The following is a 13,672-nucleotide window of genomic DNA, read 5'->3' on the forward strand; positions in this document are numbered from 1 at the left end:
ATGGCTTCTCGGTGCCTCAGTGGACGGAGTGCTCCTCCTGCGGGAACGTTCCGCCGACCACGTCCTCGGCGAACGCCTTCGCCGCGTCGCCCATGACGCCGCGCAGGTCGGCGTACTTCTTCACGAACTTCGGCATCCGCCCGCCGGTCAGCCCGAGCATGTCGGTCCACACCAGCACCTGGGCGTCCGTCTCGGGGCCCGCGCCGATGCCGACGGTCGGGATGTGCAGCACCCGGGTCACCTCGGCGGCCAGCTCGGCCGGCACCAGCTCCAGCACGACCGCGAAGGCGCCCGCGTCCTGCACGGCCTTGGCGTCCCGCAGCAACTGCTGGGCGGCCTCCTCGCCGCGCCCCTGCACCCGGTACCCCATGGCGTTCACGGACTGCGGGGTCAGCCCGATGTGCGCCATCACCGGGATGCCGGACTCGACGAGCAGCCGGATCTGCTCGTGCGAGCGCTCACCGCCCTCCAGCTTCACGGCCCCGGCGCCCGCCTCCTTGACCAGCCGGGTCGCCGAGCGCAGCGCCTGCACCGGGCCCTCCTGGTACGAGCCGAACGGCAGGTCGGCGACGATCAGCGCCCGGCTGGTGCCGCGCACCACGGCGGCCGACAGCATGGTCATCTCGTCGAGGGTGACGGGCACGGTGGTGTCGTAGCCCAGGTGACAGTTGCCCGCCGAGTCGCCGACCAGCATCACCGGGATGCCGGCCTCGTCGAACACGGACGCGGTCATCGCGTCGTACGCGGTGAGCATGGGCCACTTCTCGCCGCGCTCCTTGGCCAGCGCGATGTCCCGGACGGTGATGCGGCGGGTGCTCCGGCCCCCGTACAGCGCCTTGCTGCTGCCGTCGGAGGGCTTGCTCGGTGCGTTCTGGGCAGCGGAGAGCTGCGTCATGACAACGGCTCCTTCAGTCATCTCGAGGCGCCCTGACGGCGTCCCCGGATCCCCTCCATGGTGGCACCTCGTGCCCGGGAACGGCTAGAGGCCCCGCACGGACGGCAGCCGGACGGTCAGCCGGGCGCTCGATCGCGGCCGCGCGCCCCCGCGTGCACGTCCCCCTGCCCGCCCGGCCCTCGCGGGAGGTCGGGAAGGGCACGTTTCATCCCCTAGGGTTTGTCGCACGGGGTGACCGCAGGCACAGCAGTCAGTGAGGCGACGAGGGTATGGCGCAGCAGGTTCACGTGACGGAGACGGACAACGGCGGCTCCGGACCGGAGCGCCGCGAAACCCGGCTGCGGAGCCTGCTGGACCGGCTGACCAGGGGCTGGCGCGGGGATCGCCGGATCTGGCGCCGGGGCATCGTGACCGCCGTGGTGGCCGTCGTGCTGGCGGGCGTCATGGCCGGGCACGCGCGCATCCCGAACGCGATCGGCAACCTGGGCAGCCTGGTCGAGACCTTCCTGCCGTGGTTCGGCCTGCTGATCCCGGTCCTGCTGCTGATCGCCCTGGTCCGCAAGTCGGCGACGGCCCTGATCGCGCTCCTGGTGCCTGTGGTCGTCTGGGCCAACCTCTTCGGCGGTCTGCTCACCACCAAGTCGCACGGCGGCGGCGACCTCACGGTGGCCACCCACAACGTCAACGCCGACAACGCCGACCCGGCCGGCACCGCCCGCGCGGTCGCCGCCTCGGGCGCGGACGTGGTGGCACTGGAGGAACTCCAGGCGTCGAAGGTGCCGACCTACGAGAAGGCGCTGAAGTCGGTGTACGCGCACCACGAGGTCGTCGGCACCGTCGGCCTGTGGAGCAAGTACCCGATGAGCGACGTACGGCCCGTCGACATCAAGCTGGGCTGGACCCGCGCGATGCGCGCCACCGTCACCACCCCGGCCGGGCAGGTCGCCTTCTACGTCGCCCACCTGCCCTCGGTCCGGGTGAAGCTGGCGGCCGGCTTCACCGCCCGCCAGCGCGATCACAGCGCCGACGCGCTGGGGCAGGCCATAGAGCGGGAGAAGCTGGCCAAGGTCGTCCTGCTCGGCGACCTGAACGGCACCATGAACGACCGCGCGCTGAACGCGGTCAGCTCCCAGCTGCGCTCCACGCAGGGCGCGGCGGGCGACGGCTTCGGGTTCAGCTGGCCGGCCGCGTTCCCGATGGCCCGGATCGACCAGATCCTGGTGCGCGGCGTCGAGCCGGAGCGCAGCTGGACCCTGCCGGCCACGGGCAGCGACCACCTGCCGGTGGCGGCCCGTGTGAAGGTCGACACGTCGGCATCCTGAACCGTCCCGACCGTTCACCGAAACCCGCCCGTCACCTCGCGGAATACTCAACCTGAGAGACTTTGTTCCGTACAGGAACATATAGCTCCGCCCTCAGGAACATATAGCTCCGCCCTCTTGAAAGGTGACCCCCTTCATGCCCCTGGCCCTGCTCGCCCTCGCCGTGGGCGCCTTCGGCATCGGCACCACCGAGTTCGTGATGATGGGCCTGCTGCCCGACGTCGCGGACGACCTCGGCATCTCCCTCCCCGCCGCCGGTCACCTGGTCTCGGCCTACGCCCTGGGTGTCGTCGTCGGCGCCCCGCTGCTCGCGGCACTGACCGCCCGGCTGCCCCGCCGCACCGTCCTGATCGGCCTGATGGCCCTGTTCGTCATCGGCAACGCCCTGTCGGCCGTGGCCCCCGGCGAATCGTCGCTGCTCGCCGCCCGCTTCCTCAGCGGGCTGCCGCACGGCGCCTTCTTCGGCGTCGGCGCGGTGGTCGCCACCGGCATGGTCGCGCCGGAACGCAAGGCCCGCTCCGTCTCCCTGATGTTCCTCGGCCTGACCATCGCCAACGTCATCGGCGTCCCGGCGGCCACCGCGATGGGCCAGGCCCTGGGCTGGCGGGCGACCTTCCTCGGCGTCAGCGCCATCGGCGTGGCCGCGATGGCGGCGCTGCTGCTGCTCGTCCCGCGCGACCGGGCCGCCGTCCCGTCGGCCGGCGGCCTGCGCGGCGAACTGCGGGCGCTGCGCTCCGTCCCCGTCTGGCTGGCGCTGGGCACCACGGTGGCCGGCTTCGGCGCGCTGTTCTCCGCGTACAGCTACATCACGCCGATGCTCACCGACTCCGCCGGGTACGCCGACACCAGCGTGACGCTGCTGCTGGCCCTGTTCGGCGTCGGCGCGACGGCGGGCAACCTGCTGGGCGGCCGGCTGGCCGACCGCTCCCTGCGCGGCACGCTGATCGCGGGCCTGGTCTCGCTGGCCGTCATCCTCGCCCTGTTCCCGCTCCTGATGCGCACGCCGTTCACGGCCACGGCGGCGGTACTGCTCCTCGGCGCGACGGCCTTCATCACCAGCTCCCCGCTCCAGCTGATGGTCATGGAGAAGGCGTCGGCGGCCCCGTCCCTGGCCTCCTCCGCCAACCAGGCCGCCTTCAACCTGGCCAACGCGGGCGGTGCCTGGATCGGCGGCCTCGCGCTGGCGGCGGGCCTGGGCGTGACCTCACCGGCGCTGGCCGGTTCCGCGCTGGCGGTGCTCGGCCTGGCCGTCGCCGGGGCGGCGTGGGCGGTGGACCGGCGGACGGTGGCACCGGGTGCCGGGCGGGTGGTCGCCGGGCATGTCCCGGAAACGGAGCCGGAACCGGCGGTACGTCGCGGATAGCGGGAGGGGGGAGCGGCTCCAGCGGCTCCCTCTGCCATTTGACTGACTGGCCACTCTCCTACATGCTGTGCTCATGGCCAGGCCGAGAAGTGACGACAAGCGTGCGGCGATCATGGCCGCCGCCACGCGAATCATCGCCGCTCAGGGGCTGGGGGCGGCGACGGCGGCCATCGCGAAGGAGGCCGGCGTCTCGAACGGGTCGCTGTTCACCTACTTCGACACCAAGGCGGATCTGTTCAACCAGCTCTACCTGGAACTGAAGGCCGACATGGGGGCGGCCGCCCTCGGCGGCCTGCCCGCCGCCGATGAGCGGGCGCAACTGCTGCACATGTGGTCGCGGTGGATGCGCTGGGCCACGACCCACCCCCACAAGCGCCGCGCGCTGGCGCAGCTCCAAGTCTCCGACCAGATCACGGCGTCCACTCATGAGGCCGCGAGCCGGACCATGACGGGCATGGGGAGAATCCTGGAGCGCGTTCGGGCGAACGGCCCGATGCGTGCCGCGCCGGCGGCTCTGGTGTTCGCGCTGTGCAACGCCCTGGCCGAGGCCACCATCGACTACATCATCGGCGACCCCGATCACGTCGACGAGCACACGCGGTCCGGTTTCGACGCGCTCTGGCGAATGATCGGCTGACCCGGCCCGGGTTCTCCCTCGCACCGGAGCGCGACCATCAATGACTGTCTAGTCAGACATAAAAGGAGCGCCATGTCCGCCAATGCCTACGTCATCACCGGCCCGACCTCCGGCTTCGGCCGCCGCACCGCTCTCGAACTCGCCGGCCACGGCACCGTCGTGCTGGTCGGGCGTGACGCCGCCAAGCTCGACGACGTGCGCGGGAGCATCGAGAGCGGAGGCGGAAAGGCGATGTCCGTCGTCTGCGACCTCTCGGACCTGACCAGCGTGCGGCGCGCCGCCGCGCGGATCATCGAACTCGGCCTCCCGATCACCGGCGTGCTGAACAACGCCGGCGTCTTCCCGAACCGCCCCGGCAGGAATGCCCTCGGCTGGGACCTCGCCTACGCCACCAACCACATCGGGCCGTTCGTGTTCACCGAGCTGCTCGCGCCCCACCTCGAAGACGGCACGCAGGTGGTGTTCATCGTCTCGGCCGTGGAGGATCCGGACCGCAAGGCCGCCACGATGTCCGGTTTCCGCGGCGCCCGGTACGTCTCCGCCCAGGCGAGCGCACGTGGCGAGTGGCAGCCCGGCGGCTCGAAACTGCCCGGCGGGGACGCCTACGCCACGTCCAAGCAGTGCAATCTGGCAACGGTGCTGGCCTTCGCGCGCGAGACACCCCGGCTGCGGTTCAACGCGATCGAGCCCGGCTTCGCCCCCGGTACGGACCTCGGCCGTGACGCCAACCTGTTCCTGCGTCTGCTGTCGAAGTACGTCCTGTCGCCACTGGCCCCGCTCATCAAGTACTGGACCAACCCGGGCACCGCCGCTCGCGTGATCACCCGGGTACTCACCGACGAATCGGACGCCACCGGCGTCTATTACGACGAGAAGGGGCGTCCAATGCGGGGGTCCGCGCAGGTGCACGACCCCGCCTTCAACGCCCGGGTGGTCGCCGAGACCCGCGCGCTGCTGGAGACAGTCCCCGTTTGAGCGCGGCGGTGACGAAGGCCCCGCCGGTCGTAGCTGAACCGGCGGGGCGCCGGCGACCGTACGCGCGTCAGACCAACTCGACGAACCCCGCCCACGCCGCACGGGACAGCGTGAGGACGGGGCCGGGGGTGTTCTTGGAGTCGCGGATGTGTATGGCGGTCGTACCGGCGGCTACCTCTACGCAGTCGCCGCCCTCCGCGCCGCTGTAGCTGCTCTTGGACCAGGCGAGGGTGAATTCGGCGGTCGAGGACTTGGCGTTGTTCATAGCGATCCCAGAACCCCTTCGATGAACTCCGTTGACTCCCTCGGAGTGAGAGCCTGCGATCGGATGATCCCATAGCGGGCGGCGGAGAGGGCCGCTTGCTTAGGGGCAGTCTCGAGGGCACTGGTCCCCTGGGCCTCGGCGTACACGAACTTCTTGCCGTCTTCGCGCGTGACGACGGTGAACGGCCCGTCTACGCCCGCACTCTCCCCGCAGTCGAGCGGCATGACCTGGATCTCGACGTTTCGCTTCTGGCCGAAGAGCAGGATCTGCTCCAGCTGCCCCCGCAGCACGCCTTTCCCGCCGTAGGGGCGTCGCAATACTGATTCGTCCATCACGAAACCCAGCAGCGGTGCGGGACGCCGGTCGAAGATGTTCTGGCGAGCCTGCCGCGCGGCTACCCGCTGTTCGATGATTTCCGGGTCCAGCGGCGGACGCCGCATCCCCAGCAACGCCCTCATGTACTCCTCGGTCTGAAGCAGTCCTTTGACCACAAGCGTGTCGTAGGCGAGCAGCTCAATGGCCTCCTTCTCCAGTTGCGCCATCCCCTGGAAGAACCCCGGATACTGAGCCTTCTCCATCTCCTCCTTCCAGTTGCTCAACAGCCCGTCCGCCCCGACCGCTTCGTCCGCGCGGTCGATCGTCCGGGGCGACGGGATCCGTCGGCCCTGCTCGTACGACGCCACCGTGGACGCGGCGTACCCGATCCGTCTGCCGAACTCCTCGCGGTCCAGGCCGGCCCGCAGCCGCAGCGTCTTCAGGTTCTTCCCGAAGGCGCAGACCACGCCTTTCCCCGCGCCCTCCTCGGGAAGGGCATCCACATCCGTATGTTCCGTCAACCCGACCACCGCCTCCTCGGCCCAACGCCTGTCGCAGGGGCGGCGTCACGCCGCGCGCCGCGTACCCGTGGCCGCACCGCGCGTACAGCGAGCCGACGTCGGTACGTCACCGCTGGTCACGCTACGCGACCATCGGCATCGTGGTCGGTGTGATGACCAAAACCGACAACTCCACCGGCACCACCTTCGACATGCGCTTCACCTCGACGCCCCGGGGCGCCCGCCTCGCTCGCCGTCTGGCAGCCGTCCGGCTGGACGCGTGGGGCATCCCGTACGGCACCCGCCCCCACGACGACATCGTCCTGATCGTCGCCGAGCTGACCACCAACGCCGTCCGGCACGGCCACGTCCCCGGCCGGGACTTCCGCCTCCGCATGGCCGCCGACACCCGCACCGTACGCGTCGAGGTCACCGATGCCCGCGCCGAACGCCCCCCGCGCCGTGCCTCGGACGTCGGCGGCGACGACGAGACCGGGCGCGGACTGCTCCTCGTGGCGCACTTGGCCGCCCACTGGGACTGGCATCCACGCCCGGACGGGCCGGGCAAGACGGTCTGGGCGGAGTACGCGCTCGCGCCCGACAGCGGAACGTGCGGCGTCGGTGACCCGGACTTCCCGGCTCTCGAAGGGCCCGTGCTCGATGACGACGAGATCGAAACGACGCTGCGGGACATGGGCGGCACGGAAACGCCAGCACGTGCCAAGTCCACGTGGCGGGCGCGAGAGGCCACCGAGGCGCAGGCAGTGGAGGCCGCCTTGGAACGGGACCCGGATCTCGCGGCCCGGCTGCGTACCCTGGAAGACCGGGCCGACGTCATCACCGACCTGGCGGAGGCTCGCGAGACCGCCCGGCAGATCGCGACTGTTCGCCGCGGCGCCGCCGTCGCCGCCGGAATCCTGCCCGAGGACACCGTCCGGTGAGCCACCGGCAACGGGTCAGGGCTCACGCCCCCACGTACGCCGCCAAGTGCTCGCCCGTAACCGTCGAGCGCGCCGCGACCAGCTCCGCCGGCGTCCCCTCGAACACCACCCGGCCGCCGTCGTGCCCGGCGCCCGGTCCCAGGTCGATGATCCAGTCCGCGTGCGCCATCACCGCCTGGTGGTGCTCCACGACGATGACCGACTTGCCGGCGTCGACCAGCCGGTCGAGCAGGGCGAGGAGTTGCTCGACGTCGGCCAGATGGAGACCGGACGTCGGCTCGTCCAGGACGAACACCCCGCCCTTGTCCGCCATGTGCACCGCCAGCTTCAGCCGCTGCCGTTCGCCGCCGGAGAGGGTGGTGAGCGGCTGGCCCAGGGTGAGGTAGCCGAGGCCCACGTCGGCGAGGCGGGCCAGGATCTTGTGCGCGGCGGGGGTGCGGGCCTCGCCCGCACCGAAGAACTCCAGCGCCTCGGCCACCGGCAGCGCCAGGACCTCGGCGATGTTCCGGCCGCCGAGCCGGTGGACCAGGACGGACGCGTCGTAGCGCCGCCCCTCGCACTCCTCGCAGGTCGTGGAGATGCCGGCCATCATGCCCAGGTCGGTGTAGACCACCCCGGCGCCGTTGCAGTTCGGGCAGGCGCCCTCGGAGTTGGCGCTGAACAGGGCCGGCTTGACCCCGTTGGCCTTGGCGAACGCCTTGCGGACCGGGTCGAGCAGGCCGGTGTACGTGGCCGGGTTGCTGCGGCGTGAGCCGCGGATCGCGGTCTGGTCGACGGAGACCACGCCCTCGTCGGAGTGGATCGACCCGTGGACCAGGGAGCTCTTGCCGGAACCGGCGACCCCGGTGACCACGCACAGCACGCCGAGCGGGATGTCGACGTCCACGTCCCGGAGGTTGTGGGCGCGCGCGCCGCGGATCTCCAGCGCGCCGCTCGGCTCGCGGAACGTCTCCTTCACGGCCGCCCGGTCGTCGAGGTGGCGGCCGGTGAGCGTGCCGCCGGCCCGCAGCCCCGCCACCGTGCCCTCGAAACAGACCGTGCCGCCGGCCGTTCCGGCGCCCGGCCCGAGGTCGACCACATGGTCGGCGATCGCGATCGTCTCCGGCTTGTGCTCCACCACCAGCACCGTGTTGCCCTTGTCGCGCAGCCGCAGCAGCAGGTCGTTCATGCGCTGGATGTCGTGCGGGTGCAGGCCGACGGTCGGTTCGTCGAAGACGTACGTCACGTCCGTGAGGGACGAGCCGAGGTGGCGGATCATCTTCACGCGCTGTGCCTCGCCGCCGGACAGGGTGCCCGAGGGGCGGTCCAGGGAGAGGTAGCCGAGGCCGATCTCGGTGAAGGAGTCCAGGGCGTGCTGGAGGGCGGTGAGCAGCGGCGCCACCGAGGGGTCGCGCAGTTTCCGCACCCACTCGGCGAGGTCGCGGATCTCCTTCGCGCAGGCGTCCGCGATCGAGACGCCGTCGATCTTCGAGGCCCGGACGGCGGGGCTGAGCCGGGTGCCGGCGCAGTCGGGGCAGGTCCCGGTCGTCGTCGCCCGCAGCACGAAGGCGCGGATGTGCGGCTGGAGCGAGTCGACGTCCTTCGACAGCATCGACTTCTGGATCTTGGGGACCAGGCCCTCGTAGGTGAGGTTGATGCCCTCCACCTTGATCTTGGTGGGCTCCTGGTACAGCAGGGCGTGCCGTTCCTTCTTCGTGAACTTCGCGATCGGCTTGTCGGGGTCGAAGAAGCCGCAGCCCCGGTAGATACGGCCGTACCAGCCGTCCATCGTGTAGCCGGGGATGGTCAGCGCGCCCTCGTTCAGCGACTTGGAGTCGTCGTAGAGCTGGGTGAGGTCGATGTCGGAGACCGTGCCCCGGCCCTCGCAGTGCACGCACATGCCGCCGGTCCGGGAGAAGGTCACCTTCTCCGTCCTGGACTTGTCCGCGCCCCGGTCGACGGTGATGCCGCCGCTCGCCGACACCGAGGCCACGTTGAAGGAGTACGCGCCGGGCGGGCCGACGTGCGGTTCGGCGAGGCGGCTGAAGAGGATGCGGAGCATCGCGTTGGCGTCGGTGACCGTGCCGACGGTGGAGCGCGGGTCGGCGCCGAGGCGGGACTGGTCGACGATGATGGCGGTGGTCAGGCCGTCGAGGACGTCGACCTCCGGGCGGGCCAGCGTCGGCATGAAGCCCTGCACGAACGCGCTGTACGTCTCGTTGATCAGCCGTTGCGACTCGGCCGCGACGGTGTCGAACACCAGCGAGCTCTTGCCGGACCCCGACACTCCGGTGAACACCGTCAGCCGGCGCTTCGGTATCTCGATGCTGATGTCCTTGAGGTTGTTCTCGCGTGCTCCGTGGACGCGGATCAGGTCGTGGCGGTCGGCGGCGTGCGTGTCCATGGTCGTTCCGTCTCCCCGTTGCTGCTGTGCGGACTCGTGCGAGCCGGGAGACCCTAACGCGGGCGGGCCTCCCGGTACGTGCTTTCTCGGTGGATCGCTACTGGCCCTTGCGCGGCTGGTTGAAGCGGAGCATGTTGCCGGCCGGGTCCCGGAAGGCGCAGTCCCGCACGCCGTACGGCTGGTCGATCGGCTCCTGGAGCACCTCGCCGCCGGCCGCCCGGATGCGTTCGAACGTCGCGTCCACGTCGTCGGTGGCGAAGATGACGCCCCGCAGCATGCCCTTGGCCAGCAGTTCCGCCATCGCCCTGCGGTCGGCCTCGGGGGCCATCGGGTCGGCGAGCGGCGGCTCAAGGACGATCTCCACGTCCGGCTGGCCGGGCGGCGCCACGGTCACCCAGCGCATCCCCTCGAAGGCGACGTCGTTGCGGACCTGGCAGCCGAGCACGTCCCGGTAGAAGGCGAGCGCCTTGTCGTGGTCGTCGACGGCGATGAAACACTGCGCGAGTCTGATGTCCATGCCGTCGACGCTACGAGCCGGCGGCGCGTCACGCTTCTCGATTCCTGACCGAATCCCTGACCGGTCTCGTACGGACCTTCGCGACGCACGCCGGGATCGGCGCCCCCGGCTCGTGGTCCCGCGCCCGGTACGCGCTCGGCGACTGGCCGACCAGCTCGGCGAAGCGGGTGCTGAACGAGCCCAGCGACGTACAGCCCACCGCGAAGCAGACCTCCGTCACGCTCAGGTCCCCGCGCCGCAGCAGCGCCTTGGCCCGCTCGACGCGCCGGGTCATCAGATAGCTGTACGGCGTCTCCCCGTACGCGGCCCGGAAACTGCGCGCGAAGTGCCCCGGCGACATCAGCGCGACGCGCGCCAGCGCCGGGACGTCCAGCGGCTCCGCGTAGTCGCGGTCCATGACGTCCCGGGCCCGGCGCAGACGTCTGAGATCCTCCAGGTCCATCGTCCCTACGATGCCTCACGCGCCGCCTGCGGGGCGGCCGGCAGGGACTCCCGATAGACCCTGGCCAGGGCCGTCATCCGGTCCAGGGTGGCCCGGGCCCGCAGCAGCCCGTCGATCTGCACGGTGATCCGCTCCCGCTCGCGGGCCATCCGCTCCAGCGTGGCGTCGGAGTTGTGCTGACTCGGAGCGTCGCGGCACGGCATCAGGTCGGCGATGGTGCTGCTGGACAGACCGGCCGCGTACAGCCCCTGGATGAAGCCGACGCGGTCCACGTCGTCCTCCGTGAACAGCCGCTGCCCGCTCGGTGTGCGGGTACTGCGGAGCAGCCCCTGCTGCTCGTAGTAGCGCAGCGACCGCACGCTCACTTCGGCGCGCGCCGCGAGTTCCCCGATCCGCATGAGTTCTCCGCTTGCCTCTGACACTGGTGTCAGGTTTTAGCGTACCCGTGCGCCTCGACGACCGGAGCGCACATGTACCTGAGGAGACCGACATGCCGTCCCTGTTCAGCGGTTACCGCCTCGGCGGGCTCGAACTGCCCAACCGGACCGTCATGGCCCCGATGAGCCGGGTCCGGGCCGCCGCCGGCGGTCTGGCCACCCCCTCGATGGCCGCCTATTACGCACAGCGCGCCACGGCGGGTCTGATCGTCGCGGAGGGCGCCCAGCCCAGCCTCGTCGGCCAGTCCAACCCGGGCACCCCCGGCCTGTCCACCGACGAGCAGGCGCGGTCCTGGCGGCAGGTGACCGACGCGGTGCACACCAGCGGCGGACGCGTCTTCGCCCAGATCATGCACGGCGGCCGGATCTCGCACCCGGAGACCACCGGCTTCCAGCCGGTCGGCCCGTCGGCCGTGCCCGGCGAGGGGAACGTCTTCACCCCGAGCGGCCCGCAGCCGGTGCCCGTGCCCCGGGCCCTGGCGACCGACGAGGTCCCCGAGCACGTCCGGTCCTACGCGGACGCCGCCCGCCGGGCCGTCGACGCGGGCTTCGACGGCGTCGAACTGCACGGCGCCAACGGCTATCTGATCTCCCAGTTCCTGTCGTCAAACGCCAACCTGCGCGAGGACCGCTACGGCGGTTCGGTGCGCGACCGGATCCGGTTCGCCGTCGAGGCGGCCGCCGCCACCGCCGAGGCCGTGGGCGCCGACCGCACCGGCATCCGGCTGTCGCCCGGCGGCGGTTTCTGGGGTGTCGTCGAGGACGACGCGGTCGAACTGAACACCGCGCTGCTGACCGAACTGGCCCGCCTCGACCTGGCCTACGTGCACCTGGAGGCCACCGCCGACGAGGAGACGCTGCTGCTCCTGCGCAAGACCTGGCCGGGCACCCTGATCGTCAACCCGACCCTGCCGGGCGGTCCGCGGTGGACCGGGCGGGCGGAGGCCGACCACTGGCTGGACCTGGGCGCCGACCTGATCGCCTTCGGCCGCGGCTTCCTCGCCAACCCCGACCTGGTCGAACGCCTGCGCATCGGCCTGCCCCTCGCCCCCGCCGACGAGGCCACCTTCTACCAGGGCGGCGACGCGGGCTACCTCACCTACCCGACGTACCGGCACCCGGCCTGAGGCAGGCCCGGACAGCTCTACAGCACCGGCAGGTTCTTCCGCAGCTCGAACGCGGTCACCTCGGAACGGTACTCCTCCCACTCCTGGCGCTTGTTGCGCAGGAAGAAGTCGAAGACGTGCTCGCCGAGGGTCTCGGCGACCAGGTCGCTGCGCTCCATCAGGGTCAGGGCCTCGCCGAGGTTCTGCGGGAGGGGCTCGATGCCCAGGGCGCGGCGCTCGGCGTCGGACAGGGCCCAGACGTCGTCCTCGGCGCCCGGCGGCAGCTCGTAACCCTCCTCGATGCCCTTCAGGCCGGCGGCCAGCAGGACGGCGTAGGTCAGGTACGGGTTGGCGCCGGAGTCGATGGAGCGGACCTCGACCCGGGCCGAGCCGGTCTTGCCGGGCTTGTACATCGGCACGCGGACCAGCGCCGAGCGGTTGTTGTGGCCCCAGCAGATGTAGGACGGGGCCTCGCCGCCGGCGCCCGCCGTACGCTCGGTGCCGCCCCAGATGCGCTTGTAGGAGTTGACCCACTGGTTGGTGACCGCGGAGATCTCGGCGGCGTGCCGGAGCAGGCCCGCGATGAAGGAGCGGCCCACCTTGGAGAGCTGGTACTCGGAGCCCGACTCGTAGAACGCGTTGCGGTCGCCCTCGAAGAGCGAGAGGTGGGTGTGCATGCCGGAGCCGGGGTGCTCGGAGAACGGCTTCGGCATGAACGTGGCCTGCACGCCCTGCTCCAGCGCCACCTGCTTCATCACCAGGCGGAACGTCATGATGTTGTCGGCCGTCGAGAGCGCGTCGGCGTAGCGCAGGTCGATCTCCTGCTGGCCGGGGGCGCCCTCGTGGTGGGAGAACTCCACCGAGATGCCCATCGACTCCAGCATGGTGATCGCCTGGCGGCGGAAGTCCATGCCGATGTTCTGCGGGGTGTGGTCGAAGTAGCCGGAGTTGTCGGCCGGGGTCGGCACCGAGCCGTCCACCGGCTTGCTCTTCAGCAGGAAGAACTCGATCTCCGGGTGGGTGTAGAAGGTGAAGCCGGAGTCGGAGGCCCGGTTCAGGGCGCGCTTGAGGACGTAGCGCGGGTCCGCGAAGGACGGCGAGCCGTCCGGCATCAGGATGTCGCAGAACATCCGGGCGGTGCCGGGGGCCTCCGCGCGCCACGGCAGCACCTGGAACGTCGACGGGTCCGGCTTGGCGATCATGTCGGACTCGTAGACCCGGGCGAAGCCCTCGATCGCGGAGCCGTCGAAGCCGATGCCCTCGTCGAAGGCCTGCTCCAGCTCGGCGGGGGCCACGGCGACGGACTTCAGGAAGCCCAGCACGTCCGTGAACCACAGGCGCACGAACCGGATGTCGCGCTCCTCGAGCGTCCGGATCACGAACTCCTGCTGCTTGTCCATCTTCCGCTTCCCCATCCTTGCTGGTCAGGCCGCCTGTCTCCGACACCGTCTCGGGTACCGCAGGAGGCGGTCGGGCACCTGAGCATCCCACCACAGCACCGTTTCGTACGCGTTGCGGACCTTGATCGGGCGGGCGGCCCGGGCCTGAACACCGTACGTACGGGTTCTGTGTCG

14 protein-coding genes are annotated in these 13,672 nt (G+C 71.0%); 6 read left to right on the forward strand and 8 right to left on the reverse strand.

Going from position 1 to position 13,672, the window contains the following annotated elements:
• Positions 1-16: 16 nt before the first annotated feature.
• The gene (panB, locus tag AB0G32_RS18530; RefSeq protein WP_361163875.1) at positions 17-895 is read right to left on the reverse strand and encodes a 3-methyl-2-oxobutanoate hydroxymethyltransferase; all 879 of its coding nucleotides are present in this window, start codon (positions 893-895) and stop codon (positions 17-19) included.
• Positions 896-1,164: 269 nt separating this feature from the next.
• Between panB and AB0G32_RS18535 the strand changes: the two genes are divergently transcribed.
• The 4 genes from AB0G32_RS18535 to AB0G32_RS18550 all read left to right on the forward strand — a co-directional run bounded on the left by AB0G32_RS18535 (position 1,165) and on the right by AB0G32_RS18550 (position 5,192).
• Entirely contained in the window at positions 1,165-2,217 is a 1,053-nt protein-coding gene (locus AB0G32_RS18535) for an endonuclease/exonuclease/phosphatase family protein (RefSeq protein ID WP_361163877.1), read from the forward strand.
• Positions 2,218-2,353: 136 nt separating this feature from the next.
• Positions 2,354-3,580, forward strand: a complete 1,227-nt coding sequence (locus tag AB0G32_RS18540; protein WP_361163879.1) for an MFS transporter — start codon at positions 2,354-2,356, stop codon at positions 3,578-3,580.
• Positions 3,581-3,653: 73 nt separating this feature from the next.
• Entirely contained in the window at positions 3,654-4,217 is a 564-nt protein-coding gene (locus AB0G32_RS18545) for a TetR/AcrR family transcriptional regulator (protein WP_361163881.1), read from the forward strand.
• 72 nt (positions 4,218-4,289) lie between these two features.
• Positions 4,290-5,192: an SDR family NAD(P)-dependent oxidoreductase gene (locus AB0G32_RS18550; protein ID WP_361163883.1), complete on the forward strand. Its 903-nt coding sequence runs from the start codon at positions 4,290-4,292 to the stop codon at positions 5,190-5,192.
• Between the two features lie 67 nt (positions 5,193-5,259).
• On the opposite strand, the gene AB0G32_RS18555 is transcribed toward AB0G32_RS18550, so the two are convergent.
• Entirely contained in the window at positions 5,260-5,457 is a 198-nt protein-coding gene (locus AB0G32_RS18555) for a DUF397 domain-containing protein (RefSeq protein ID WP_361163885.1), read from the reverse strand.
• Positions 5,454-6,275 carry a helix-turn-helix transcriptional regulator gene (locus AB0G32_RS18560; protein WP_361163887.1) on the reverse strand — a complete coding sequence of 274 codons (822 nt, stop codon included), beginning with the start codon at positions 6,273-6,275 and terminating at the stop codon, positions 5,454-5,456. Before AB0G32_RS18560 ends, AB0G32_RS18555 begins: the two co-directional genes overlap by 4 nt.
• 170 nt (positions 6,276-6,445) lie before the next feature.
• Here AB0G32_RS18560 and AB0G32_RS18565 point away from each other — a divergent pair, with 170 nt between their 5' ends.
• Positions 6,446-7,213 carry an ATP-binding protein gene (locus AB0G32_RS18565; protein ID WP_361163889.1) on the forward strand — a complete coding sequence of 256 codons (768 nt, stop codon included), beginning with the start codon at positions 6,446-6,448 and terminating at the stop codon, positions 7,211-7,213.
• Between the two features lie 22 nt (positions 7,214-7,235).
• Here the strand turns inward: AB0G32_RS18565 and AB0G32_RS18570 are convergent, their stop codons facing one another.
• The 4 genes from AB0G32_RS18570 to AB0G32_RS18585 all read right to left on the reverse strand — a co-directional run bounded on the left by AB0G32_RS18570 (position 7,236) and on the right by AB0G32_RS18585 (position 10,953).
• Positions 7,236-9,596 (reverse strand): excinuclease ABC subunit UvrA, encoded by a 2,361-nt coding sequence (locus AB0G32_RS18570; protein ID WP_361163891.1) that lies wholly within the window; start codon positions 9,594-9,596, stop codon positions 7,236-7,238.
• Between the two features lie 97 nt (positions 9,597-9,693).
• Positions 9,694-10,113 (reverse strand): VOC family protein, encoded by a 420-nt coding sequence (locus AB0G32_RS18575; protein ID WP_361163893.1) that lies wholly within the window; start codon positions 10,111-10,113, stop codon positions 9,694-9,696.
• Positions 10,114-10,141: 28 nt separating this feature from the next.
• Positions 10,142-10,555: a helix-turn-helix transcriptional regulator gene (locus AB0G32_RS18580; protein ID WP_361163895.1), complete on the reverse strand. Its 414-nt coding sequence runs from the start codon at positions 10,553-10,555 to the stop codon at positions 10,142-10,144.
• A 5-nt stretch (positions 10,556-10,560) separates the two neighbouring features.
• A complete protein-coding gene (locus AB0G32_RS18585) occupies positions 10,561-10,953 on the reverse strand; it encodes a MerR family transcriptional regulator (RefSeq protein WP_361163897.1) in 393 nt (130 codons plus the stop codon).
• 92 nt (positions 10,954-11,045) lie between these two features.
• Here AB0G32_RS18585 and AB0G32_RS18590 point away from each other — a divergent pair, with 92 nt between their 5' ends.
• Entirely contained in the window at positions 11,046-12,119 is a 1,074-nt protein-coding gene (locus tag AB0G32_RS18590; protein WP_361163899.1) for an alkene reductase, read from the forward strand.
• 17 nt (positions 12,120-12,136) lie between these two features.
• Here AB0G32_RS18590 and AB0G32_RS18595 read toward each other — a convergent pair whose 3' ends face one another.
• Positions 12,137-13,498 carry a glutamine synthetase family protein gene (locus AB0G32_RS18595; protein ID WP_361163901.1) on the reverse strand — a complete coding sequence of 454 codons (1,362 nt, stop codon included), beginning with the start codon at positions 13,496-13,498 and terminating at the stop codon, positions 12,137-12,139.
• Positions 13,499-13,672 lie beyond the last annotated feature (174 nt).

The organism is Streptomyces sp. NPDC023723 (assembly GCF_040639815.1).
In the GTDB taxonomy this organism is placed as follows: Bacteria; Actinomycetota; Actinomycetes; order Streptomycetales; family Streptomycetaceae; genus Streptomyces.